At 50.4% G+C, this 24,946-nt stretch carries 18 protein-coding genes and 1 pseudogene; 9 read left to right on the top strand and 10 right to left on the bottom strand.

All coding sequences use genetic code 11. The annotated features are described in order from the left end of the window. Window positions 1-304 precede the first annotated feature (304 nt). Both BLS62_RS17045 and BLS62_RS17040 read left to right on the top strand, forming a co-directional pair. Window positions 305-1,510, top strand: a complete 1,206-nt coding sequence (locus BLS62_RS17045) for a YeeE/YedE family protein (protein WP_093183097.1) — start codon at window positions 305-307, stop codon at window positions 1,508-1,510. 129 nt (window positions 1,511-1,639) lie between these two features. Continuing rightward, on the top strand, window positions 1,640-2,164 hold the full coding sequence (locus tag BLS62_RS17040; protein WP_093183094.1) for a DUF302 domain-containing protein: 525 nt from the start codon (window positions 1,640-1,642) through the stop codon (window positions 2,162-2,164). A 23-nt stretch (window positions 2,165-2,187) separates the two neighbouring features. Here BLS62_RS17040 and BLS62_RS17035 read toward each other — a convergent pair whose 3' ends face one another. The 4 genes from BLS62_RS17035 to BLS62_RS17020 all read right to left on the bottom strand — a co-directional run bounded on the left by BLS62_RS17035 (window position 2,188) and on the right by BLS62_RS17020 (window position 7,086). Continuing rightward, window positions 2,188-3,825, bottom strand: a complete 1,638-nt coding sequence (locus BLS62_RS17035; RefSeq protein WP_093183091.1) for a thiamine pyrophosphate-binding protein — start codon at window positions 3,823-3,825, stop codon at window positions 2,188-2,190. A 2-nt stretch (window positions 3,826-3,827) separates the two neighbouring features. Then, a complete protein-coding gene (locus BLS62_RS17030; RefSeq protein ID WP_093183088.1) occupies window positions 3,828-5,111 on the bottom strand; it encodes a CaiB/BaiF CoA transferase family protein in 1,284 nt (427 codons plus the stop codon). A gap of 197 nt (window positions 5,112-5,308) precedes the next feature. Beyond that, the gene (locus tag BLS62_RS17025; protein ID WP_208990918.1) at window positions 5,309-6,139 is read right to left on the bottom strand and encodes a CE1 family esterase; all 831 of its coding nucleotides are present in this window, start codon (window positions 6,137-6,139) and stop codon (window positions 5,309-5,311) included. A gap of 161 nt (window positions 6,140-6,300) precedes the next feature. Beyond that, window positions 6,301-7,086 carry a potassium channel family protein gene (locus BLS62_RS17020; protein ID WP_093183080.1) on the bottom strand — a complete coding sequence of 262 codons (786 nt, stop codon included), beginning with the start codon at window positions 7,084-7,086 and terminating at the stop codon, window positions 6,301-6,303. Between the two features lie 176 nt (window positions 7,087-7,262). Here BLS62_RS17020 and BLS62_RS17015 point away from each other — a divergent pair, with 176 nt between their 5' ends. From BLS62_RS17015 to BLS62_RS16995, 5 genes are all read left to right on the top strand, one after another. After that, on the top strand, window positions 7,263-7,901 hold the full coding sequence (locus BLS62_RS17015) for a DapH/DapD/GlmU-related protein (protein ID WP_348271869.1): 639 nt from the start codon (window positions 7,263-7,265) through the stop codon (window positions 7,899-7,901). A gap of 27 nt (window positions 7,902-7,928) precedes the next feature. Beyond that, a complete protein-coding gene (locus tag BLS62_RS17010) occupies window positions 7,929-8,849 on the top strand; it encodes an SDR family NAD(P)-dependent oxidoreductase (RefSeq protein WP_093183077.1) in 921 nt (306 codons plus the stop codon). A gap of 220 nt (window positions 8,850-9,069) precedes the next feature. Further along, the gene (locus BLS62_RS17005) at window positions 9,070-10,224 is read left to right on the top strand and encodes an efflux RND transporter periplasmic adaptor subunit (protein WP_208990917.1); all 1,155 of its coding nucleotides are present in this window, start codon (window positions 9,070-9,072) and stop codon (window positions 10,222-10,224) included. A 3-nt stretch (window positions 10,225-10,227) separates the two neighbouring features. Then, a complete protein-coding gene (locus BLS62_RS17000; RefSeq protein WP_093183074.1) occupies window positions 10,228-13,380 on the top strand; it encodes an efflux RND transporter permease subunit in 3,153 nt (1,050 codons plus the stop codon). A 173-nt stretch (window positions 13,381-13,553) separates the two neighbouring features. Beyond that, window positions 13,554-14,549, top strand: coding sequence for a hypothetical protein (locus tag BLS62_RS16995; protein ID WP_093183072.1), 996 nt, complete (start codon window positions 13,554-13,556; stop codon window positions 14,547-14,549). 102 nt (window positions 14,550-14,651) lie between these two features. Here BLS62_RS16995 and BLS62_RS16990 read toward each other — a convergent pair whose 3' ends face one another. The 6 genes and pseudogenes from BLS62_RS16990 to BLS62_RS31745 all read right to left on the bottom strand — a co-directional run bounded on the left by BLS62_RS16990 (window position 14,652) and on the right by BLS62_RS31745 (window position 20,930). Next, on the bottom strand, window positions 14,652-15,431 hold the full coding sequence (locus BLS62_RS16990) for an ABC transporter ATP-binding protein (RefSeq protein WP_093183069.1): 780 nt from the start codon (window positions 15,429-15,431) through the stop codon (window positions 14,652-14,654). Further along, window positions 15,428-16,183 (bottom strand): ABC transporter ATP-binding protein, encoded by a 756-nt coding sequence (locus BLS62_RS16985; protein WP_093183066.1) that lies wholly within the window; start codon window positions 16,181-16,183, stop codon window positions 15,428-15,430. Before BLS62_RS16985 ends, BLS62_RS16990 begins: the two co-directional genes overlap by 4 nt. 12 nt (window positions 16,184-16,195) lie before the next feature. After that, on the bottom strand, window positions 16,196-17,293 hold the full coding sequence (locus BLS62_RS16980; protein WP_244283644.1) for a branched-chain amino acid ABC transporter permease: 1,098 nt from the start codon (window positions 17,291-17,293) through the stop codon (window positions 16,196-16,198). A 39-nt stretch (window positions 17,294-17,332) separates the two neighbouring features. After that, window positions 17,333-18,361 carry a branched-chain amino acid ABC transporter permease gene (locus BLS62_RS16975; protein ID WP_093183061.1) on the bottom strand — a complete coding sequence of 343 codons (1,029 nt, stop codon included), beginning with the start codon at window positions 18,359-18,361 and terminating at the stop codon, window positions 17,333-17,335. Window positions 18,362-18,485: 124 nt separating this feature from the next. Next, the gene (locus tag BLS62_RS16970; RefSeq protein ID WP_093183058.1) at window positions 18,486-19,832 is read right to left on the bottom strand and encodes a substrate-binding protein; all 1,347 of its coding nucleotides are present in this window, start codon (window positions 19,830-19,832) and stop codon (window positions 18,486-18,488) included. 696 nt (window positions 19,833-20,528) lie between these two features. Further along, window positions 20,529-20,930: pseudogene (locus BLS62_RS31745) on the bottom strand (protoglobin domain-containing protein). A 428-nt stretch (window positions 20,931-21,358) separates the two neighbouring features. Here BLS62_RS31745 and BLS62_RS16960 point away from each other — a divergent pair. Both BLS62_RS16960 and BLS62_RS16955 read left to right on the top strand, forming a co-directional pair. Further along, a complete protein-coding gene (locus BLS62_RS16960; protein WP_208990914.1) occupies window positions 21,359-21,823 on the top strand; it encodes an RrF2 family transcriptional regulator in 465 nt (154 codons plus the stop codon). A 198-nt stretch (window positions 21,824-22,021) separates the two neighbouring features. After that, on the top strand, window positions 22,022-24,940 hold the full coding sequence (locus tag BLS62_RS16955; RefSeq protein WP_093183056.1) for a putative bifunctional diguanylate cyclase/phosphodiesterase: 2,919 nt from the start codon (window positions 22,022-22,024) through the stop codon (window positions 24,938-24,940). Window positions 24,941-24,946 lie beyond the last annotated feature (6 nt).

The raw sequence follows: 24,946 nt of genomic DNA, 5'->3' as shown, positions 1-24,946 counted from the left end.
TAATATCAGCAAGTTTTGTTTATGTAGAAAGTATAGTTTAGCGACATGAAGAAATGGAAAACGCTATTCTCTTTCATAAGATGAAATCTGCGACAAATAGAAACCAACATGTAATTTATTACTAGGTCATCATGACTGTATAAGTAACCCGGTAGAAATTAAAGTTATAGTTTTGCAGTATTTATTAGATTTAAATCTTAGTTTGTTTGCCCCGGAAAATAGTGTTCACTCCTTCTTGATTTTCTAGTTGATCACCTCTGTGTAATGTCCCTATCAGAAAAGACTCTAAGTACATGGCGAATTAATGGCGAACACCAGTAGCTATCAACAAACAAAAGTGGATCAGCACCTACAATCTCCACAGGTTGCGATCGTAATCGGCGCATTGCTTGCGTTGGCGGTCGTCGCAACGCTGGGCTTTCAGTACAATGGCTGGCGCGTAATGGGTGGCGCAATGATCGGCGCACTGGCCGGTGTTGCCTTATATCACACCAGCTTCGGCTTCACCGCTGCATGGCGCCGAATTGTGACCCAGCGAAGGGGGCAGGGCCTGCGCGCTCAATTCCTGCTTATCTCATTGGTTTGTTTGATAAGTTTCCCACTCCTGCAATACGGGCCGGACATTGGAATTAGAACAGGTGGGTTTGTATTCCCGTTTGGCGTTGGAGCCGCAATTGGGGCTTTCATTTTCGGCGTTGGCATGCAGCTTGGCGGCGGATGTGGATCAGGCACCTTGTTCACTGTGGGCGGCGGATCATCACGAATGCTCATCACGCTTGCCTTCTTCATTTTGGGCAGTGTGATTGCAACAGCGCACCTCCCGTTTTGGAATTCACTTCCAAGAATACCGGCGTTTTCGCTTGTGCGTGGTTTTGGGGTCGTGCCTGCGCTTCTAATCACTATTGTACCGTTAATAGCGTTTGCTATCGCCTCTGTGTTTATCGAGAAAAAGCAATGGGGTGGGCTGGAAAAACCACGCAAAACAACCTCCCTTTTACAGGGCCAATGGGGCTATGTACTGGGTGCGTTGATATTAGCGTTGGTTTGCGTTCTTACGTTCATTGTGCTGCGTCGTCCTTGGGGCATCACATCTGGATTTGCTCTCTGGGGCGCGAAGATTTTCTACGCTGTTGGCATCCCGGTCGAGACCTGGCCCTATTGGAAAGGGCAGGTTGGTGCGATCAAAAACTCTGTCTTCGCAGATTCCACATCCGTCATGAATTTCGGCATCGTTTTAGGCGCGCTGATTGCGGCTGGCCTTGCTGGAAAATTCAACCCCACGAAAAAAATAAATCTACGGGATGCGGGAACTGCAATTGTAGGCGGGTTGATGCTCGGCTATGGCGCACGCCTTGCCTACGGCTGCAATATCGGAGCCTATCTGGGGGGCATAACTTCTGGCTCTATGCACGGCTGGCTGTGGTTGGTCTTCGCTTTTGCAGGCTCCATGATTGGGGCGCGTGTCCGTTATTGGGTTGGTATGGATCCAGCTCCAGTATCAGCAAAGTAGTTTGGCGATTTGCCAGAATGCAAAGAGACAAAACCACTAAAATTTAGCCCATTAAAATGGAGGGGGACTGGACAACTGCCTGTTGAGATCCCCCACCTAAAATGATTGAGATGAGAGAAGGATTTTGGAATGAAAGTTCTCACCGGTATGCTCGGCTTTGTCGGAACATTGATGTTCGTCATGGCCGCCTTTCAACCCTCGCAAGCTCAGATCACCACAGAACAGGCACAAGAAGGCAAGGTTCTTCCACGCAATGGTTGGCGTGTGATTGAAACCACAATGGCCATTGAAGACCTGCTGGATTCTTTGAAGAAAGCCATTCGCGAAGAAGATATGCTCTTGGTCAGCATGGCCAGTGCCTCTCGCGGAGCCAAAGCAAACGGCTTCGAGATTCCCGGCAACTACGTCATTGGCGTATTTCGGAATGATTTTGCCAGAAGAATGTTGGCCGCTAACGTACAGTCAGGCATTGAAGCGCCTATAAGGTTCTACCTGACAGAAAGCAGAAATGGATCAACGACACTCTCGTGGAAGACACCAAGCTTTGTATTCCAGCCCTATCGCGATACTGCTGCGGAAGATCTGAGCTCGCTCAGTGAAGAGCTTGATGTGATCTTCCAGCGCATTGCAGACCGTGCCACAGGCAACACCTGAGGCACGATCAAAACTATCAGGCTCTATAGCTTGCCGTCATAGGCCCTGCGGTCAATGCGGCAGGCAAGCATTGTGAAGGTATTTCGGGCAAGAGCGGCTTCTGCTTCCCGCTTCAACCCTTCGCTGTCATCTACCCAGATGCCACGCCCGCCATAAGCCTCAGCAAGAGCAGGGAAGTTTGTGGCGGAGAAATCAACGCCCAGATTTGGGTTCTGGTTGGCACGTTGCTTCAGCTCAATCAGAGACAGGCTCTCATCGACCAACACACATACGATAAATGGTACCTGCATATCCCGCAGAACCGCCAGATCGCCAAGACCCATCTCCAAACCAGCATCTCCAACAAACACCACAACCGGATCTTCCGGCTTTGCCATTTTGTGACCGATGCCAAGCGGCAGGGCGCAGGCCATGGTGCACAGTGCAGAACTTTGCAGCATCGTACGAGGATGAACGCTTTTCCAGATCTGACTCACCAGAATGCGGTGAGCACCGCTATCCGCAGTCGCAACGGTGCTGTCTGGCAAAACATCCCGTAACCCGTGGAAGATAGTAGCCGGACCCCAACCACTGTCTTCTGCGGTAAAATCAGCTGCCAGTTGCTTTCGTGCGGCACCAGCACGCTCAACAATCCACGCATTATCTTCAGCTATGCTACCCGCCTCATCTTCTGGCATCAGCGCAAGCAGAGTTGGTTTGATGTCACCTTCCAGAGTGTGGCTGACATGGTGCATACCGTGGCTGCGCAACACCGGCGTGAGCTCGATCACAGATGTGTTTTCACTCCATGGATTGCGCCAGTTCACCCGCATTTCAATCGGGTCATACCCAATCAGCACAACCAGATCAGCATCCTGCAACAATGGCATCAGGCTCTTATCTGCTTTCGGCGACAAGCCCGCACCACCAAGGGAAAGTCTATGCGCTTCAGGGATCAATCCCTTTCCCTTATAGCTCGTGATCAGTGGGATCTGGTAGGCCTCACAGAAAGCTTCAATCTCTTTGCCAGCATCCACATTAACAGCATCCAACCCGGCGATCGCAATCGGGCGTTCAGCAGAACCAAGCAGATCGCGCGCTTGTTCCAGCACATCACCAAATGGCAACTGAGCAGCACGAACACCGTAATTAGGAGATTTCAGCAGCTCCGTTGTCTCGCTTTCAGCAACAGAAATTGGCACATCAATATGCACCGGACCCGGCTGCCCGGACATAGCAATCGAGATCGCTTTATCCATCATGGCATTCAGCGCACCGGGAGCAGCTTTGAAGCTGGCTTTGACGATTGGACGCAACAGTTGCTGATGATCCATCACCTGATGGGTGTAGGTCTCAGCCTCGGCTGTATCCACACACCCGGTTAGAAACACCAGCGGCACGCGATCCTGATAGGCATTGGCAATCACGTTCACCGCATTGGTCACGCCCGGACCAAGCGTCGCCAGCAAAACAACAGGGGCATCCGTGCCTTGACGGGCCATGCCATGCCATGCGCCTTCCGCCATAAAGCCACCAGCGTTTTCATGCTTCACCAAATTAAACTTGAGGCCAGCGAGGTTTAACGCATCCATGAGCGCGAGAACTTCGCCGCCCGGAATGCCGAATGCGAATGAACTGCCTGCCTGATGCAGTTTTTGAGCAATAAGATCAGCGCCACGCATAATTATGAATTCCCCAATGAAACGATACCGCGAGCTGCGAGATCGTCTATCTCTTCCTTAGATTTTTGCAGGTATTTGGAAAGAACAGCAATGCTGTCTTCTCCAAGAGCAGGCGGAGCCTTACGGTAAGTAACGGGTGTCTTGCTATAATTGATCGGGTTACCAATCAGGTTCACCTGACCATTCTCCGATTGCGCGTGCGGCATGGAGATTTTCATACCGCGATGCAGAACCTGCGGATCACTGAACACACCCGCCAGATCATTCACTGGACCACAGGGAACCCCTGTTGCCTCCAGTGCATCCGTCCAATGCAAGGCATTCTGTTTAATCGTGTACTGCCGCAACAACGGAACCAGCTCAGCTCTGTTGCGAACACGGTCCGCATTAGTCACAAACCGAGGGTCAGTAGCAAGCTGAGGGCATTCCAGTACCTCGCAAAACCGTTGGTATTGAGCATCATTGCCAACTGCGACCATGAAGTCTTTGTCTGTCGCGGGGAACGTCTCATAAGGCACGATGGTCGGGTGTCCATTTCCCAAACGCTTCGGGATATTGCCATCAGTCAGATAGGAGAGGCCCTGATTGATCAGCCAAGCCACCTGACAATCCAGCAGTGAAATGTCGATATACTGGCCTTCGTCGGTTTTTTCGCGATGCTGAAGGGCTGCGAGGATTGCAGTGCTGGCGTACATTCCACACATCACATCTGCAATACCAACGCCGATTTTCATCGGGCTGCCACCGCCATCCTCTGGAAGGCCAGTAATGCTCATGATGCCGCCCATAGCTTGGATAAGGGCATCATATCCTGCGCGGTGGGCATACGGGCCGGTCTGGCCAAAACCTGTGATGGAACAGTAAATCAGGCGCTCGTTGTATGCGTGAAGGTCCTCGTACCCCAACCCTTTGCGGGCAAGGTCTCCCACCTTGAAGTTCTCAATCACGATATCCGCTTTTGCAGCAAGATCCTTCAGAATCTGAATGCCTTCGTCAGAACGCATGTCGATGCCGACTGAATTCTTATTGCGGTTGGAACTGAGGTAATAGGCGCTTTCGCGAGTGTCCTCTCCACCTTTTCCCTTCAAAAATGGAGGGCCCCAGCCGCGCGTATCATCACCCCGTTTGGGATGTTCAATCTTGATGATTTCGGCGCCCATATCACCCAATAACTGGGTACAGGTTGGGCCAGCCAGAATGCGGGAAAGGTCCAGAACCACGAGACCATCCAGTGGCCCTTTGGGAGTGGGAGAGTGGCGGTGTTCACCGTCTCGTTGAGAGCTCAAATTGTCTAATCCGTTGGTATCGAGAGAAGAACGGCTGCAAGTGGAAGGTGACTGACCACGCTACTTGCAGCAATCCAGCAAATTTTGGAGAGACGTTAGAGCACTAAAATCAGGCTCACTACCAGAAACTGGAAAATCACACAGCATCGTGATGACCCGTGAAATTTGCAGTTGCCACTGTGATGATCCTGTGGGTTTTACCAGTGCTTTGTATTGGCTAAATCCAGCCAGGCACGGCGGATCCAGTTGGCATTCATGGAGTGCCCGCCATCATGGAGGCAGAGCTCCAGTTTTTGGCCCTCAGTGGACCAGACATCACATGTCAACTCGCCTGCGACGATTGACTGTGGTTCCGTGTTGTAAAGCCCGGCTTGTCGCTTCCACACGTCCAGACTGTCAAACACATCGGATTGACGCCAGTCGGTATCAATCGCACGGCCAACCATGGGAACAGTTTTATCTTCAACGCCATGCGTGTGGTAAAAGTTGGTCAGCGGAGACGGACAGGATTTAGGAATTGGATCCCAGAAGGCCCCGGCAATCGGCGCAAAGCCGGCGTAGTTCTCGCCCTGATAACAGGCAAGGTTCCAAACCATAGAACCGCCCATAGAAAAGCCGGAGAGTAAGATCTTGTCGGGATCAATGGGGAAACGATCTGCAACGTCAGTCAGCAGTTCATCAAAGAATTTGAATTCATCGCGGTTCTGACTTGGTGACCCCGGATAGGACCATGATCCGCCAATACCCTGAGGCACAATCAAGGCGACGCCCAGTGCATTAGCAAGGTTGCGGAGTGACTTGTTCTGCACTGCTTTGTCAGCTTTACCCTTCCACCCATGCAGATAGATGATTGCGCCAAGTTTTTCGCCACTGACGTTCGCATCTGGCAAAGCAATGTAGTATTCGCCGCTCTTCACCTCACAAGGAGCTTCAATGCCGCAAGGAGCTTCTTCAGCTAACGTAGCGCTTGGGAGTAATCCAGAAAAAACCACAGTCGAAAACGTAATCGCACTCGTAATTAGGCTCATGCCTATCCCACTTTACTTGCCAGTTGCCCGGATTGAGATCTCTGTAATTCATTGAGGAACCTATGAATTATCTGAATCTATTTTATTTATGCTAACATACAGCTTTGGCGCGGTCTTGCTCTCAAAATTGATGCCATAGATTACAACTTTTCGCGAGCTAACTACTGCCATTCCCCTTCGGTAGGAATATGCAATGTATTTCCGCAATGCTTGCAATGGACGGCGTCATTATCATGACGATTAAGGCCACAATCAGGACATGCATATTTAACTTTCGACGGCCGAAAAATCGTCTGGATCAGCCGCAGGAACAGTGCGACCCCGAAAACCATGATCACAATGGTGATGGCTCGGCCAATACTATCAGTCATGGTAATATCGCCATAACCAGTCGTGGTCAGCGTTGTAACGGTAAAATACAATGCGTCCATGTAGGAGTTGATATTAGGGTTAAGCTGCGCCTCGATCACATAAACCATCGCGCTCACCATAAACACGAAGACCATCAGATTAATGGCAGAGTTGATGATCTCCTCATGCTGTCGGAACCACGAAAATGTCTCACGCAGGTCTTTCACCACATGATAGGACCGCATCACCCGGACCATGCGAATGATGCGCAGGAAACCAAGATTTTCAATAAGGGCTTCGGCAAACAGAGACAGGATCACAATCAGATCAGCTATTGCAGTGCTGTCAAAAGCAGCGCGTACAGGCCGCAGAGCAATTGAAAGCCGCAGGCAATATTCAATCAGCAAAACAAAGCCGATCGCCCAATCTACCCGAGGGTATCCCCCCAACTCCGGCACTGTGGCAGACAGCACGAAGTAGAGGATCGTGATCACGTCAAACATCAGCAGCCCGATGCGCCAGACGCGCGCAGCTGTTGTCTGTCCGAAATAGAGACGACGAAGCGACCCTTTGAAATCGGTCACGGCTTCTTGCATAAACTTAGATTCCCCATCCTGATAAAAACCTACTAGCAAGTGTGGTCATTTCTGCAAAGTCTCTCAAGTTATTCGCAAATAAAATTTCGCGTGAAACGTGCCATGTTGCTCCTGTCACATTCTGGTTGCACGCCAGACTTACAGACGAGATTTGAGATTCAGGTGGGGAGCGGAATATGGTTATGCAGCCAACAAAGGCCGAACAGACAAAATTGAGTGTTGAACCAACTATCCACGACACTGCTATTATAACTGAATCCAGACTGGGTATTTGGACCGAAGTCGGCAAATTTACCGAGCTCTATAAAATGGAGATGGATGACTATTCGTACATTGGGGATCGTGGAGATGTTGGATTAAGTAGCATTGGGAAATTCTGTTCAATCGCCAATGATGTCCGCATCAATCCCGGCAATCACCCAACGTGGCGAGCAGCTCAGCACCACTGGACGTATAGGGCGTCATTCTACGGGCTAGGAGCGGATGACGAAGAGTTCTTCGAATGGCGTAAAGAGCATTGGGTCACAATCGGCCATGATGTCTGGATAGGTCACGGCGCAACTGTCCTTGCGGGCGTGAAGGTTGGTCATGGCTCCGTTATCGCAGCTGGTGCTGTTGTCGCGAAAGATGTGCCAAACTATACGATTGTAGGCGGTGTTGCCGCTAAACCAATCAAACGCCGATTTACAGAGCTGCAGGAAGAAAAGCTTCTTCAGATTGAATGGTGGAACTGGCCTCATGACAAATTACGCCAAACGCTTTCAGATTTCAGAAAGCTCCCCATCGATGAGTTTATCGAAAAGTTCGGCAACTGATTAAAGGGTTTCTGCTCTACTTTGAGCATGAAGAAAGCCAAAGCCATTCCGGTACCACCGCCTCCCGGGTATCTTGAGGAGTGGCGCGAAACAAGCCAAACGCACCTCATTACAGGGGCAACAGATGGTATCGGGAGAGCGCTCGCGATCCGACTGGCCGATGTTGGCCAAAAGCTCGCTATCGTCGGTCGATCCGAGGCAAAGGTACAAGCCGTCCTCAAAGACCTTCATGCGGCAGGCCCGAACCAACAACACATCGGCTTTACCGCAGACCTTTCGTTAATTTCTGAGGTTGATCGACTTTCTAAGGAAATCATAGGGAAGCTGCCAGATCTGAACCGTGTTGTGCTCTGTGCGATGGCTTTGCCGGGGTTTCAGGGACTGACCGCAGAAGGCATCGAAAGCGGACTGGCCGTCAATTATCTAAGCCGCGTCCATCTCCTCAACAAGCTGTTGCCGCTGCTCAAAACGCAGCCTGAAACGCGTGTGATATCCTTCGCCAGCCCTCAAACTCCGTTTGCGCAGCCTGACTTGGGGGCGCTCAATGATCCAAATTGCCAGTTGGATACCTGGGAGAGGCGCGTTGCTCACACCAACTGCAATCTACTTTATCTGGCAGAGTTTTTCGAAACATTGAAAGGCACCAGTGTTTGCATGAATGCCTTCGGCCCGGGTCTCGTTCTCACCAAACAGGTCCTGCATTACAGTTTTGCTAGGAGGTTTTATCTCGGCATGCTCAGTTCATTGGTTGGCAAATCGGCGCCCTATGCTGCTCTCCCGGCCATGCACATTCTGCTCTCTCAAGATTTTGTAGGCAAAACCAATGGCTTCTATGAATGCGATAAGAAACTGACTGTTTCTGCACAGCATTTTAGCAGGGAAAATCGAGAAAAGTTCTGGGCAGAAACGCGAGGCTTGCTTCTACAAAGTCAAAAAAAAGATCAGTAAAAATACGAGACTGTTCTTTATGTGATGCCGATCACGGGCTTTCTTACGGGAAAGTGAGAGGACTGCATCAAATCTTGATCAGATTCATGATTGGCGCTGTCTTGGTGATGGTGACCACAAACGCGTTCAGTGTGCCAGTTTTCTATCAAGGATTGAGTCACTTCCTTAGGGTAACGTTAGGCAAAAGCTGCCAGCAGTTCTCAATGTGTAAGAGTAAAAAATGAAAAACCAAAAAGAATTCCCTGTCGGTTGGGATGTGAAATTGCTCACAATGGCGCGCAAAACAACTTTCGTGTTGTTTGCAGCCGCTCTCGGTGGACTTGTTGTTACTCAGCAGGCAGTTGCACAACAAGCACCTCCGCCTCCAGGTGTAATAGTTGAAGCTGTCCGTGATGAAGTTATTGAAGAAGAACGCGTTTTCTCTGGCCGGACAGATGCTATCAGTCAAGTCGCACTCATCGCACGGGTCGGCGGATTTCTTGAGCCTCTGGAGTTCAAAGAAGGCCAAAACGTCAAACAAGGCGACCTGCTCTTTGTGATTCAGCAGCAGCCCTATGAATATGCGGTTGAACAATCAGAAGCCAATTTGGAAAGCTCTCAAGCAAAAGTGGATCTGGCAAAGGTAGATTTCGATCGAAAGAAGCAGCTGGTTGACCGCGATACAATTTCCGTGTCTGAACTTGATACTGCCAGAGCAAACCTGAAAGAGGCGAATGCAGATCTTGCTCTGCGACAAGCCGACTTAAAGCTCTCCAAACTGGATTTGAGCTATACTGAAATTCGTGCGCCGTTGGACGGTCAGGTCGGAACAGCGGCCTTTAAAGAAGGTGCCTACGTCACTGCCAACAGCGGCACACTGGCAACGATTACGTCCCTTAACCCAATCCGCGTTGCATTCCCCGTTCCCCAGGCTTTGATCCTGCAAGGGCAACGTGAGCAGAATATAGAAGCTCATGATTACCTCATCAGGCTTCGTTTGTCGGATGGCAAATTCTACAAGTCCAACGGCAGATTGGATTTCCTTGAAGCTGAGGCAAATCCGGGAACCGATACGGTTACTGGGTATGCAACCTTTGATAACCCGGATCGCGTTCTCTTTGATCAGCAGCTGGTTGATGTGGTGGTAACAGTTCAAAATGCGAAACCTGTCCTCGTGACTTCACAGGCAGCATTGCTGCTGGATCAGAAAGGCCCTTACGTTCTCAAGGTCAATAAAGAGGACGTGGTGGAACAGCAACGCATCAACGTTGTCGATCAGATCAATGGCCTTGTGATTATCGGATCAGGTCTGGAGAAGGGCGATCTTGTGATCACCTCCGGCATTCAAAAAGTCCGCCCCGGCATTAAAGTCAACGCTCAGCTGGCAGGTCAATAAACCATGATCTATGACATGTTTATTCGCCGGCCTCGGCTGGCGATGGTGATTTCGATCATCATTGTGGTGCTTGGCGCGATATCGATATACTCGATTCCCGTCTCTCAGTACCCGACAATCGCCCCGCCAACAGTGCAGGTGAACGCAGTCTACATCGGTGCGGATGCGCTCACGATGGAAGAAAGTGTCGCGCAGCTCATTGAGGGTGCGGTGAATGGCGTTGATGGTATGCGCTATATGAAATCGTCTTCTTCAAGCGATGGCACATACTCTCTTACCGTCTATTTCGACCTGACCACAAACCCAGATATCAACGCGGTGAATGTGCAAAATCGCGTCAGTACGGTGGAGAGCAAACTCCCGCAAGAAGTGCGCGATCAGGGCGTGAACGTTACCAAAAAAGCAGGTGATCTGCTTCAGGCGATGTCGTTTTATTCGCCAAATCAAACACACGATGGCCTGTTCATTTCAAACTACGTCACCATCAACATTGTTGATGAGCTCAAGCGTATTTCCGGTGTGGGCGATGCATCCGTGTTTGGAGCGCAGGATTATTCCATGCGTATCTGGATTGACCCACCCAAACTGAGAGCGCTTAACCTCACTGCAGATGATGTTATTGCCGCTGTTCAATCGCAAAACAAACAGGCAGCTGTTGGCCGTATTGGTGCAGCGCCTGTGGCCGCAGACCAGCAACTTCAGCTGACTGTGACCGCAAAAGGTCGCTTGAATACGGTTGAAGAGTTCCAGAACATACTGCTCCGCGCCAACCCCGACGGGTCCGTTGTTCGCCTGCGAAATGTAGCACGCGTTGAACTCAGCACCGCTTCTTTTGATGTGATGGCAGAGTTCAACCAACAGCCAACAGCCATGGTTGGTATCTACCTCTCCCCCGGTGCCAACGCAGTGGCCGTGTCTGAGGCCGTCAATCAACGTGTGGCAGAACTGTCAGAGCGCTTTCCTGAGGATCTGACATACGAATCCGTTTTCGATAACTCGTTATTCGTGAACGAGATGATCAAGAAGGTGATTACGACACTTCTTGAAGCCTTCGTTCTCGTAACCATCGTGGTTTTCGTCTTCCTTGGACGCTTGCGGGCAACACTGATCCCACTGATCGCAGTTCCTGTGTCTATCATCGGTGCCGTTGCCGTTGCCTATATGCTCGGCTTTACCGCCAACACCATCTCGCTCCTAGCTCTTGTTCTGGCCATTGGTATTGTGGTGGATGATGCCATCATCGTTGTCGAGAACGTAGAACGTGTGATGCATGAAGAGCCGGACCTAACACCTGCTCAAGCCACATCTAAAGCGGTGGGCGAGATTGCAGGGCCGGTGCTGGCAATCACCTTCGTGCTGCTTTCTGTGTTCGTACCAGTCGCATTCCTGCCGGGTTCATCCGGCGTGCTCTTTAGGGAATTCGCGGTCACGATCTCTGCTGCGATGGTTTTATCAGCAGTGAATGCTTTGACGCTGGCTCCAGCACTTTGCGCCATTCTCATGCGTTCTGGCAATCTGACAGGCGTCATGGCGAAAGTATCTGGCGGCATTGATGGACTGGGGCATGGCTACGCTAACATCATCAAGAAGTCAGCCAAAATGGCAGCCGTGTCTATTCCAGCTGTCATCGCGTTTGGCTTGATCAGCTTCTGGATTGTTGGCAACACACCTGATGGCTTTGTTCCAGATGAGGACAAAGGCTACGCTATGGTTCTGGTGAACCTGCCTCCGGGTGCATCGCTGAACCGGACTGATAAGGTTATGCGTGAAGCTGAGGTGATCATCAAAAATGACCCTTCTGTTGAATCCACAACCATGGTTATGGGGCTGGATCTTCTGTCGGGTGGTGGCTCCTCACCAAACGCGGGTGTGATCTTTGTGAAGTTGAAAGACTACGAAGATCGCACATCAGCAGACCTGACATCCTTCGCCTTTGTTTACAGAACGTATGGCGCTTTGGCGGGCATTCCAGAGGCAACGTTCTTCCCGGTTAACCCGGCAGCCATTGATGGCCTAGGCACCGTTGGTGGATTTGAGTTCATCATGGAAAGCCTGGAAGGTCAGGACCCGACAGTCATGGCACAGGTCGCGCGATCCTTGACCGTTGCTGCAAATGGATCACCTGACCTTGCTGCCTTTTTCACGAGCTTCAACGCAAACACACCGCAGCTGGATATAAAGCTGGATCGTGATCGTGCGCAGGTGCTGGGCTTGAACATTGCCAGCGTCTACAACGCATTGCAGGCAACGCTGGGCGGCTATTACATCAACGACTTCAATCTCTATGGTCGTACATGGTCCGTTCGTTTGCAGGCAGAAGAGGAGTACCGCTCAGGGCCTGAAGACATCAACAGCATCTTCGTTCGCTCTGATACCGGCGAAATGGTGGAGCTGTCCTCTGTTGTAACCACAGAACTTTCTCGCGGTGCCAACACGATCACCCGTTACAACAACTACCGTGCAGTCGCCTTCAATGGTAACGCAGCACCCGGTGTCGGTCTGGGTCAGTCACTGGCTGCGATGGATGAGGTTGCCGTAAAAGCACTGCCGAAGGGCTATGCATACGAGTGGACAGGGTTGGCATTGGAACAGAAGGAAGCCGCAGGGCAGACCGCTATTGTGCTCGGCCTCGCATTCCTGTTCGCCTATTTGTTCCTTGTTGCGCTCTATGAAAGCTGGAACACGCCAATTCCTGTGTTGCTGTCGGTTGCTCCGGCACTGGCAGGCGCTTTGGGCAGCTTGTGGCTCTTCAACCTCTCGTTCGATCTTTATGCTCAGATCGGCATGGTTATCCTGATCGCTCTTGCTGGTAAGAACGCAATTCTGATGAACGAGTTCTCGTTGGAAAAACGCATCGAAGGCATGACCATCTTTGAATCTGCAGTGGAAGGCGCACGTCTGCGGTTCCGTCCTGTGATGATGACATCGCTGGCGTTCTCCGCAGGTCTGGTTCCTCTGGTGATCTCAACAGGTCCGGGCGCTGGTGCCATGGTTGCAGTTGGCATTCCGGTGCTGGCTGGAATGGTGGTGTCCTTCACTGTGGGCATTTTCCTCATCCCAACACTCTACATCTCCTTCCAATGGATGCGAGAGAAGACAGGTTGGACGATTGAGGAAGGCCGTGCAGCGAAAGGACTTCCCTCCCTTGAGGACTAAGAGATAACATCCTAAGACAAGTGAGGGCTTTGAGTTTCCCCAACTCAAAGCCCTCATCATATCTGCAGAGCTTCTAGTCGGTCCTGATAATCCAGCAGAAATGAAGGGAGATATTTGAGAGTGGCAGAGATTGATGAGGCGCGCTTAGATACCTCATGACATGAGGAGATGACGTGGTGTTATCGTTGTTGCGCTACAAGTCCTATCAATGGCTGCCTCGGGAGCGGGAAGAAAACAGCTGCCAGTTTATCTCCAGCAGAGGTCTCCTAAAAAGCAGCCACACCAAAACCAAACGCCCCAAATCATCCTCGCCCAAACTGGATGCGGACTTGTTGGAAAACCACACCGCAGGGGCTACGATTTACATCACCACGGACGCTCTGCCGCTGTTTGTCCAAACGCATCTGCTGCATATGCGCGAGCCGTTTGTTCTGCTCAGTGGCGACAGTGATTTGCCGATTGAAGCCGACAGAACCTTAGAAAACACACTCTCCTCAAACATGCTCAAGACGTTGCTGACACACCCCTTATTGGTGGCTTGGTATGCCCAAAATCTTGCAATGGAGCATGAAAAGCTCTTCAACCTGCCAATCGGTTTGGACTATCACACCCTCACAGCTCGTAAGTCTCATGCATGGGGAGAGTTTCAAACACCGTTGGAGCAGGAAGAGTTGTTGCGAAGTGTTGCCGCCGATGCGTCTCCCTTGAATGAGAGAGAAATGCAGGGCTACTGCAATTGGCACCATGCAGCTCATCGCGGAGACCGTGCGCAGGTTTTGGCAGTGGCAGACGATACCGTCGCTTATTACGAGAACGATCACCTGCCTCGTGAACAATCGTGGCGGAAGAACGCACAGTTCCTTTACACAATCAGCCCCTTTGGGGAGGGAATGGATTGCCACCGTACGTGGGAAGCCTTGTTTCTGGGCGCTGTTCCGATTGTCAAATCATCTAGCCTCAATCCGCTTTTTGAGGGACTGCCCGTTCTGGTTGTTGAGGACTGGTCTCAAGTAACAGTCATGCGGCTAGAGCAGGAAAAACAATCTCTCCTTGAGAACACCTATGATTTTTCCAGTCTCTCCCTATCGCATTGGACAGACAAATTTGCAGGCCGGGAGCCAAAGCGACTGGAACCAATGACCTATCAACAATTCCTTGATGGCCTTTAGGGCAATAAGCCAAGAAAAAAGCCAGAGGAAATTACTCCTCTGGCCAGTGGTAAGGCTCAATAGCCTCGGGGGGAACTTCATGCGGAAACGTGCCGTATCCCTTTAAATCGCGAGATAGGTCTGGCGAAGTTCCTCATTGTCCAGAACCTCTTGCGCGGTCCCGTCAAACACAACTTCACCCATGTCCAAAATGACGGCACGGTCGGCTAGGTGCAGGGCTGCAACAGCATTTTGCTCAACGATAATCGTTGTAATGCCAAGCTCTTTTACGTTGACGAGGATCCGTTCTATCTCCTGCACTATAACCGGTGCTAAGCCTTCATAAGGCTCATCCAGCAACAACAACTTCACATCCCGTGCCAAAGCGCGGGCAAGGGCAAGCATCTGCTGCTCCCCACCAGACATGGTCACAGCTTCCTGCTTTGCCCGCTCTCCAAGGCGCGGGAAGTGATCGTAGATGCGCTCAATAGACCAACCGTGAGGTTCCGCGATTTGCGCAAGCTGTAGATTCTCTTCAACCGTCAGACCCTGAATGACCCGCCGATCTTCCTGCACCAGCTGAATACCGTTTTGTGCTGCCAGATAGTTTGGCATTTCGTGGATCGGTTGGTGATCGAGCCAGATCTCGCCATGGGTCAGTCGTGGGTCACCAGCTCGTGCAATTGCACGCAGTGTGGAAGTTTTACCCGCCCCGTTGCGCCCCAGCAGAGCAAGAATCTCGCCCTCCCGAATGTCAAAGCTAACACCCTGAACAATATAGCTTTCACCATAGTAGGCATGTAAATCCCAGGCGGAGAAGTATGCCGGAGCACCGCCTTTCGCCCGTACAGGCGAAATACCGGGAGCGGTGACGCCTTTGAACTGATCATCAATGATGGTCATACCTGTGCTCCTCCCAAATAGGCTTCCTGAACACGAGGATCGCCCTTAATGTCTTCCGGCTTCCCTTCAGCAATAACTGTGCCTTGAGCCAGCACACTGATCTTGCTGGCAAGGGAGAACACCACATGCATGTCATGCTCAATGATGATCTTGGTAATTCCGCGCTCACCGATCCGCTTTAGGAGATCAATGGTGTTGTTGGTATCGGCGCGAGACATGCCTGCCGTCGGTTCATCGAGAAGCAATAGCTTCGGGTCCTGAACCAGACACATAGCCAGCTCCAACCGGCGCTTATCACCACGAGACAGGGAGGCCGCAGTCATTTCTTTCTTGTCGGCAAGGCCCACATCTTCAAGCATATGCAGAGCTTTATCCCGAATTTCCCCTTGCCCATCCACACGAGCCCAGATGTTGAGGGTAAAAGCTCCATCCCGTTTGGCCAGTGTCGGGATCATGATGTTATCCAGCAGGGACAGGTCTCCGAAGATTTCGGGTGTCTGAAACACGCGGGAAACACCAGCCTGATTGATCTCATGAGGTTTTGCTCCAATGAGATCTTGGCCGAGAAACGTAACAGAGCCAGTATCTGGAATAAGCCGTCCCACAAAACAGTTCAGCAGAGTGGATTTGCCAGCGCCATTCGGTCCAATAATCGCATGAACATGTCCCTGCTCGACAGATAGGTTGACTTTATCGAGTGCCTGAAGGCCACCAAAGCGCTTATTCACGTTGGATACATTAAGAATTTCCATGGTTGCCTCCCTTCATTCTGCTGCCGCAGCAGGTTGCCTACTGCTGGTGATTTTGGGTTTGGTGCGAGAGAACATCTTTGCAATCCTGTTCAGGCCTTCCATGATGCCGCCCGGAAGGAAGATCACAACCACCATGAACAACAGTCCAAGCGTTAGATGCCAGCCTTCGCCAACAAACAGGCCGGCAATGCTCACAACAGGCCCTTCAAGCATGTCCGGCAGGAAGGAGAAGATTGAGTGCAGCGTTTGCTCGTTATAGGCTGAGAAAATGTTCTCAAAGTATTTGATGAGACCTGCACCCAGTATTGGCCCAAGCAATGTTCCCGCACCGCCGAGAATAGTCATCAAAACCACCTCACCAGAGGCCGTCCATTGCATGCGCTCCGCACCAGCAAGCGGATCAGTTACCGCCAGCAGCCCGCCTGCAACACCGGCGAAAACGCCGGAGATGACAAAAGCGGCCAGCGTGTACGGGCGTGTATTCAGCCCAGTGTAGCTCATGCGGTTCTGGTTGGATTTCACAGCGCGCAACATCATGCCGAACGGACTACGGAAGATCCGTTGTGAGATGTAAAAGCCGATGATCAACAAGACGGCACAGAAGTAGAAGCCGGAGTACCCAGTCATCTCAACACCAAACAGGCGGGCGATCAACGGGCCAGACTCTGAGCTATCCAGTATACGAGGGTCTGATTGCAGGACACGCAAGCCGGTCTCACCGTTGGTGATTGGAGTGAACACGGAATACGCCAGATTGTAGCTCATCTGCGCAAAAGCAAGCGTCAGGATCGAGAAGTAAATCCCGGAACGGCGCAGTGAGATGAAGCCGATTGCCAGTGCAAACAAGGCTGAGAACACCACGGAAAACACGAGGGCTGGCAACGGGTTCATACCGAGCAGCTTAAAACTCCAAACGGCTGCGTAAGAACCAACACCAAGAAACACAGCATGTCCAAAGCTGAGGTAGCCAGTCAAGCCAAACAGAATGTTGTAACCAAGGGCGAACAACCCAAAGATTGCAAACTTCTGCAAGAGATCCGGATAACCGGCACCGATGGGCGCCAGCCAAAGCGGCATACTAAGAATAGCGAGCGTAAACAGCACAAACATAAGAAGGTCTGAGCGAGGCGTAATTTTAGTCATCATAACTCAGGTCTCCATCACGCCCTTGCGGCCCATTAATCCACGCGGACGAACCAAAAGGATAATAACTGCAACAAGGTAGATAATGATCTGGTCAATGCCGGGCAGAATGGTCTTCACTTCATTCATACTTGCAAAGCTCTGCAAAATACCAAGAAGGAAACCGGCAGATACCGCACCGGGCAGAGACCCCATACCGCCAACCACAACCACAACAAACGAGAGGACGAGGAAGTCCATTCCCATGTGGTAATCCGGTGGCAGAATTGGCGTGTACATAACCCCGGCAAGGCCCGCGACCACCGCAGCAATAGCAAACACCAGCGTAAAGCGGCGCTCAATGTTAATGCCAAGGAAGCCAACAGTTTCACGGTCTGCCATACCCGCACGCACAACCATGCCGAAGGTGGTGAACTGCAAGAAAGCAAACACGCCGCTGATTATGCCAAATGAGAAGAACAGATAAACAATGCGCCACTGGGGATAGACAACAGTACCGGGATCAAAGCCGATCCATATGCCCAGATCCATCGCGCCGCGCACCATGTCAGGTGCTGCTTGCGGAATTGGGTTTGCTCCAAAATAGGCTTTGACAATTTCCTGCAAAACAATCGCAAGACCAAAGGTCACGAGGATCTGCTCCGCATGGGGGCGCTTGTAAAAATGGCGGATCAAGCCACGTTCCATGATGTAACCAAACAGCAGCATCACAGGAATGGCGAATAAAATCGAAAGGGGGACTGAGTAATTCAGAACCGTTGTGCCGGTGTCGCCGAGCCATGCTTCGATATAAGGGACACGGGTCTCGAAAGGCGTACCCCAGGCCGTTGTTTTGGTTGGGTCGATAACAACTTGCTCAAAGCTAATAACGTGATTGAATGCAACAGCACAAAACGCGCCAAGCATAAACAAGGCCCCGTGGGCGAAGTTCACAACTCCGAGTGTACCAAAGATCAGCGTAAGGCCTAACGCAATCAAAGCGTAAGCTCCGCCTTTATCCAGGCCGTTCAGAATTTGAAGAACGATGGCATCCATCCGCTCTTCTCCTTTTAAAATCCGTGAGAGGGTGCAAGGCATATGGTGCGGCACGAACTGCCGTCAAAAAAGAGAGCCAGTACCCGGCTGCCAATGAGAGGAACAGCCGGGTATGGTCGTTTACCTAGGCCTTGTAAGGGCCAAGTTCTCCGCCAAAGATCTCTGGGTCATAAGTGACCTGAGAGGCTGGCGTAACTTCAACAACTTCCAGAAGATCGAACTTTGAAGTTGCCGCCTCGTTCCCCTTCACAACCAACACATCTTTGAAGCACTGGTGATCAGAACCACGGTAGAGCGTTGGACCGTTGCCCATACCGTCGAACTGGTGGTCTTCAAGAGCTTTGATAACCTCAGCCGGGTTGAATGTACCCGCGCGCTCACATGCATCTGCATAAAGCAGAGTTTGCACGTAACATGTGTGAGCAGCCTGAGAGGGTGGGAACCCATATTCCTTGCCGAAGGATTTAACGAAGGCCATGGAACCTTCATCCTGCAAGGACCAGTTCCAGTTGGTTGTACCGTAAATGCCTTTGATGTTTTCGCCCGCACCCTGCGCCATAAGGCGAGAGTAAAGTGGAACGATGATCTCAAAGTTTTTACCGTTAACCTGCTTATCACGCAGACCAAACTGAACAGCCTGGGTCAGCGAGTTGATCATGTCCTTACCGTAGTGGTTCAGGATCAGAACATCAGCGCCGGAGTTGAGAACCGGGGTGATGTACTGAGAGAAGTCACCTGCGCCAAGTGGAGTACGAACCTTGTTGACGGTTTCCCAGCCAAGGCCCTCAGTGGTGTTGGCGATAGATTCTTCCTGTGTCCAACCCCAAGTGTAATCTGCGGTCAGGTGGTAAGCACGGCGATCCTTGCCCATCTGCTTTTCAAGCACAGGGCCAAGAGCTGCACCGGACATGTAAGCATTGAAGAAATGGCGGAAGCCATAACGACGCTTGTCTTTACCGGTGGTATCGTTGGAGTGGGTCAGACCACACATGAACACGACGCCCATTTCCTGTGCGAGGGATTGCTGCGCAATCGCCACACCGGAAGAGGAGCCGCCGGACCACATGACAACACCGTCTTTTTCGATCATGCGTTTTGCAGAGGCCCGAGCCGCGTCTGACTTGGTTTGGGTATCACCGGTAACGTAGTCTACCTTTTTGCCAAGAATGCCATTTCCGCCGAGCGAAAGGGGCTTCATGGTGTTCAGCATACCACCATCGCCTTCACCGTTCAGATGCTTGATTGCAAGCTGATAGGCCCGCAGTTCATCCGCACCCTCATCGGCATATGCACCGGTCTGTGGGACGTTGAAACCGAATGTTACGGTTTTGGAATTGGTAGGGTCGTTGCGGAAGTTAGTATCCGCCCATGCACTGCGTGTAATAATTGTTGGCGATGCAAGAACCAGCCCGCTGGCTGCACCCGCCTTTAAAAGACTACGCCGATTAATCGGCCTGCGAAAAGTACTCATGGAATCCTCCCGAAAGGCAAATTGCCTAATTTTAAAGCGTGAAAGGTCCCGTCCTCCCCAGAACCAAATGTCGCAATATTCCAGTTTGAATTGGAAATATTACGTCATATCACGCAGAGGAAAGCCTAGATCGGTAGTAATATGAAGCGCAATTCGACTTATGGTTTTTAAACCAAAGGTTAATGTCAGTGATTTCTGTAGAAAATACTGTGATTCTTTTGTCTGCTGTATTGGTTACAGTGTGCTGCACTGCAAAAATAACTTAGGTGAATTTATTGCATCTTGCGTAACAGACGAAAATTAACTGTAAAATACTGATTTCCTAACGAATGTTTGGAGGCATTAAAGTTAGGAGGTGTGCCGATGCCTGCTGTTTAGTTGGAAAACAAACATCGACTATCTCGTAGCGCAGTATGCCCAATAGACCAGTTACATCGCCTAGTGCAGATCGCCGAGAAAATGACTAACTGATGCCTTCAGGTCTGCGGCTTGCTGAGACAAAATTGCGTACAGCATCCTCATTCTTTGAAGCGTCGAGCGAAGTTGAAGCCACATTTGAGCTGATCTGATTGGTCTTGTCCGCAGTTTGAGAGAGGGCTTTGCAGAACCGTGCAGGTTATCCGCGGTGCTTGTTATCGAGTTCGCGACGTGCTCGACAGACCCGTCAAAATTATCTGCCAGCCCGCCTAGAAACGACTAGCGCGACTTTGTGTCGGTTTGCTCATAGACTGCCAGAGCAAGGTCCATATCTAACAAAATGACTTTATATAGAATACCTTGCAATTTTTTAGTTGAGCGATAGGAGCGTGAAAACACACTCATTGTTGATCTGTCACCGATAGCGGCGTTGAGCAACCCACCGAGGCAGTTGTAAGCGCTAATATACCATCTCGGAGTTAATCCGAGTCGTTGGCGGGGCCTGCCAATCCGTTGCACAGAGGCAGCGTAAGTGTCGTCCAACCTGCCGCTGCAAATGAGGCCTCAGTGTTCAAGCTGTTTTTCTTTCGCATGATCCATATGATCTTCGTTTTTAAAGATCGCAACAGTCTCAGGGAAATTTTGGATGTGCTTATAAAATTCACCTAAGACGTCCGGCATGAACGACATAATGACTTCTTTGGAATTTCGCTATTCTTCCAAAACCGTCAAATATATACAATGAAATTTGAGTCTATCTTCAATAGTTTTGTTCATTAAAATTTAGTGCTTATCAAATTGTCGTTTTTTCTTCTTCCTGGTGTTACCTAAGGTAATGTGTAAATTGCAGTAGAGAAAAGCACTCACCAAGTTAATTACACAGATGTAAAAGATAATCTCCAATCACACCAGCGTAATGATAAGTGGGCTTGCAGGCCGAATTAATACTTATATTTTGGATATTTTTGATAAAAATCAATGTTCCTCTATGAGTACTGCTCTTTTGTAGTATATGAGCTGTGTCAGTCAATAAAAGTAATACTCATAATGTTTTTATTAATTATAATTAGATGAAGCATTTTAAGCTTTAGAGTAAGGTCGAGGTACCTATGAAATTAACTGGGATGACAGATGTAGCAGTTCGCATTCTGATGCTCATGGCTGTCAACCGGAACGACAAGTGGACTATTGATCGCTTGTCTGAGGCAACAAACACTGGGCGCCCTCAGGTCGCTAAAGTCGTGCAAATATTGAATCGAAAAGGCTATATCAAATCTCGCCGAGGACGGTTGGGAGGGCTAATGCTTGCTCATGCACCTGCATCAATTAACATCGGCAAACTCATCCGAAATATTGAAGATAATTTCGCCTTAGTAGAGTGTTTTGGGTGTAATAGCACAAAGCCATGTCCGCTTGTTGACGTGTGCTTATTTAAGGGAAAGCTGCGGACTGCATTGGACGCTTTTATGAAAGAACTAGATGCTATAAACTTAACGCAAATTATTGAAAATGCGGATGAAATCAGAGCCAGCGTCGAAGTATTCACAAAAGGAAATGCAGAGCTATCGATCTGAGTAAATAATATTTAAGAACATTTATCAAAATACATTACGTGAGCATTAAGTAATAAACCTCATTTTTTCATAGTGCTCACGCCTACTTAAGACAGTTTCGCGACAATCAAACCTAGTTTATGTGACCAACGTGTCCATTGACCTGCGGTATTTTTGTCATTCTGGCGAATAGCGAGCTGCTTGGCATAGGCGATATGTATGAGACGAGTCAGGCATTCAATCTCTCTGAAACTGGCAATCATCTCAGTCGTTGCTATTGCTTTATCTTACTTCGCCCTAACCTTCCTCGTCATCATTCAATGGGAACGAACGCTGCAGTTGCAAAGCGAGCAGCTCTCTCAAATTGCTGTGAACCAGTTTTCTACTGCGCTTGAGAGAGACGTCGCACTGGTGAAACACCGTATTCAATCTCAGCTTTCTGAAACGGCTGCCAGCCTTTCGGCTATAGGCGAAAGGTCTGATATTGTGAAAGCCGCAGAAACACGGGTGTGGGCAGGTGATGTCAATATCCTCTCGCTGGTTCAGGAAGGCACACCGCTGGATGCGATCATCCTGCTGAACTACCGTGGTCAGATTGTCGGTGCCTCAAAAAAAGGTGACCCCGGCCTCATACAAAAACAGTTGCTCAAGGTACATCTTAAGCAAGCACTTCGCACTACATGGATGCCGGAAACGGGGAAGGGGCCTGTTGTTAGGTATACTCTGCTGCCCGCCACCCAGTTTGGTCCATTGTTACCAGGAGAGCCGGACGCTGGTGTCTCTCAAATTCTGTATTCTCCACTCGTTGACCCGAATACACAATGGCGCGGAGCACTGGTGGCTCAGCGTTGGTTCCCGTTTCATTCAGGTGTCATTGACGAGTACAGCAGGATTTCTGGTGCTGAAATCGCAATATTTTACCAAGACAAACTTGTCGGCGCGTCCCCTAAGGCTCCTGTTGAAGCGCTGCGCAAGCCGGAAGACCTGCGAAAATTGAAGATCCTGAACACAGCCTTTGAGTTCTGCGACAACGGCCCCGCCCCGCTTGTCATATGCGCCTTCAAACCACTCGAAGTTCTCCTGCATGCGCAAGAACGCCTCCGCAATGTGGGGGAAGAAAGCAGCTCGCAGACCTTTCAACGTCTGATCGTACTTGGTTTTGCTGCCTGCCTGATTATCTTTATCGTCGCGTTGCTCGTCTCTCGCAAAATCTCTCAACCCCTCCAGACAATCGCAGATGCACTTTCTGATGTTGCGGGTGGGAATTTCGATGTTCGGGTTGAGGGAACCCGAAGAATGGATGAAGTGGGTGAGATAGCAAGAGCGGTCAAAGTATTGCAAGCCTCGGCCAGAGAACGCGACAGCCTCCGACTTAATATTCAGCGAAAGAACAAGGAACTTCGCAATCAAGAGCAGGAGCTGGTGAAGCAAAATACACTATTCGATGCCGCGCTGAACAATATGTCGCATGGTTTGTGCATGTTCGATACTTACAAAAGATTAATCGTGTTCAATCAACGCTTTGATGACATCTTCGCCTGTGAACAAGGCGCGGGAAAAATCGGTATGACATGGAATGAGATGCTCACATGCATGCCGTTGGCTCAAGAGTTTTTGGAGGAAACAGGAGAAAAATCCGTCGCTCAGCAGCTTTGGCCAAGCACGGTGCGCAGCACTTTCACGCTTGAGCTGCAAAGTGAGCAGGTCATCCTGATGACACTTGAACCGCAGGGCAGCGGCGGGTGGGTCGCGATTTTCGAAGATATTACAGAGCGGCAACGCATTAGCGATCACCTGAGCTATCTTGCAACACACGACACACTCACAAAATTGCCGAACCGATTGCTGATGAATGAGCGCTTGCAAGAGATGAAGCAGGCAGCTCTTGCACAGAGTGAGAGCTTCGGAATTTTGTGGATGGATCTGGATGAATTTAAGACAATCAACGATTCCCTAGGCCATACGGTCGGCGACAAGCTTCTTTGCCACATTGCCAGAATTCTGCGGGAAAAAGTGACGAACAAGGAGATGATCGCTCGCTTAGGAGGTGATGAGTTTGCCATTCTCTCCAAGCTGCCTGCATCCCGTGAAGATCTGGAAAAAATCGCACAGGAGGTCCTCAAAATTGTCGCCGCTCCTTGTTTCTTGGAGGGGCACGAAATCGTAGTGGGCGCGAGTCTCGGCATTGCAATGTTTAGTAAGGAGCAGCAAGACGTCGATGAGCTGATCCGCTTTGCAGACCTTGCGCTGTATCAGGCAAAAAATGATGGCAGGAACACCTACCGCTTCTTTGAAAGTGACATGGCAGCCAAAATTAAACAACGCCAGACACTTATCACAGACCTCTACAAAGCGACGGCTAACCGGGATCTCGAGGTCTACTTCCAACCGCAGGTCATTTTAGAGACGGGCGAAATCTCTGGTTTTGAAGCTCTCTTGAGGTGGAACCATCCGCGTTACGGCTTTATCTCGCCTTTCGAGTTTATCCCTCTTGCAGAAGAAACCGGCCTCATTCTGGAAATCGGTGCTTGGGTTCTGGATGAAGCCTGCTCGCTGGCAGCAGGATGGCCAAAGTGCGTTAATTTGGCCGTGAACCTGTCACCACGGCAAATTTACTACGACACACTTCTCCCGGTCGTGGATGAGGTTTTGGCGCGCACCGGGTTGGATCCTGGACGGCTTGAACTGGAAGTGACCGAAACCGTATTGTTGGCGGACCATCTGCGCGTTCGCCAGACTTTGGCAAAGCTCCAGCAAATTGGAGTAAAGATCTCCATGGATGATTTCGGCACTGGTTACTCATCTCTTAGTACCTTGCGTCGCTTCCCGTTTGACCGGATCAAGGTTGACAGATCCTTTGTTATGAGTATGGACCAAGATGAAGATGCCCGCTTTATAGTCAATTCTGTTATCGAACTGGCAAACCGACTTGGCATTGCGACAACCGCAGAAGGGGTTGAGAGCAAAGAAATTGCAGAGCAGTTGAAAGCTGTGGGATGTACGGAGGCGCAGGGCTATTACTTCGGCAAGCCCGCTCCTCCAAATCAAGCGCTGTTCTGGCTATTGGAAGAAGCCAGGGGTATCTCGCTGGAAGATCAGGTCAATAAGTCAAAGTTGACGAAAAAGGCCGCTGGCTGAGAGCAG

Source organism: Pseudovibrio sp. Tun.PSC04-5.I4 (genome assembly GCF_900104145.1).
In the GTDB taxonomy this organism is placed as follows: Bacteria; Pseudomonadota; Alphaproteobacteria; order Rhizobiales; family Stappiaceae; genus Pseudovibrio.
Note: the sequence above shows the minus strand (reverse complement) of the source record. Positions and strands in the feature narration are given on the sequence as shown.

Coding starts and splice junctions, on each gene's coding strand:
- BLS62_RS17045 (WP_093183097.1), top strand. CDS start 305: ATGGCGAACACCAGTAGCTATCAACAAACAAAAGTGGATCAGCACCTA.
- BLS62_RS17040 (WP_093183094.1), top strand. CDS start 1,640: ATGAAAGTTCTCACCGGTATGCTCGGCTTTGTCGGAACATTGATGTTC.
- BLS62_RS17035 (WP_093183091.1), bottom strand. CDS start 3,825: ATGCGTGGCGCTGATCTTATTGCTCAAAAACTGCATCAGGCAGGCAGT.
- BLS62_RS17025 (WP_208990918.1), bottom strand. CDS start 6,139: ATGAGCCTAATTACGAGTGCGATTACGTTTTCGACTGTGGTTTTTTCT.
- BLS62_RS17020 (WP_093183080.1), bottom strand. CDS start 7,086: ATGCAAGAAGCCGTGACCGATTTCAAAGGGTCGCTTCGTCGTCTCTAT.
- BLS62_RS17015 (WP_348271869.1), top strand. CDS start 7,263: ATGGTTATGCAGCCAACAAAGGCCGAACAGACAAAATTGAGTGTTGAA.
- BLS62_RS17010 (WP_093183077.1), top strand. CDS start 7,929: ATGAAGAAAGCCAAAGCCATTCCGGTACCACCGCCTCCCGGGTATCTT.
- BLS62_RS17005 (WP_208990917.1), top strand. CDS start 9,070: ATGAAAAACCAAAAAGAATTCCCTGTCGGTTGGGATGTGAAATTGCTC.
- BLS62_RS17000 (WP_093183074.1), top strand. CDS start 10,228: ATGATCTATGACATGTTTATTCGCCGGCCTCGGCTGGCGATGGTGATT.
- BLS62_RS16990 (WP_093183069.1), bottom strand. CDS start 15,431: ATGACCATCATTGATGATCAGTTCAAAGGCGTCACCGCTCCCGGTATT.
- BLS62_RS16985 (WP_093183066.1), bottom strand. CDS start 16,183: ATGGAAATTCTTAATGTATCCAACGTGAATAAGCGCTTTGGTGGCCTT.
- BLS62_RS16980 (WP_244283644.1), bottom strand. CDS start 17,293: ATGTTTGTGCTGTTTACGCTCGCTATTCTTAGTATGCCGCTTTGGCTG.
- BLS62_RS16975 (WP_093183061.1), bottom strand. CDS start 18,361: ATGGATGCCATCGTTCTTCAAATTCTGAACGGCCTGGATAAAGGCGGA.
- BLS62_RS16970 (WP_093183058.1), bottom strand. CDS start 19,832: ATGAGTACTTTTCGCAGGCCGATTAATCGGCGTAGTCTTTTAAAGGCG.
- BLS62_RS16960 (WP_208990914.1), top strand. CDS start 21,359: ATGAAATTAACTGGGATGACAGATGTAGCAGTTCGCATTCTGATGCTC.
- BLS62_RS16955 (WP_093183056.1), top strand. CDS start 22,022: ATGAGACGAGTCAGGCATTCAATCTCTCTGAAACTGGCAATCATCTCA.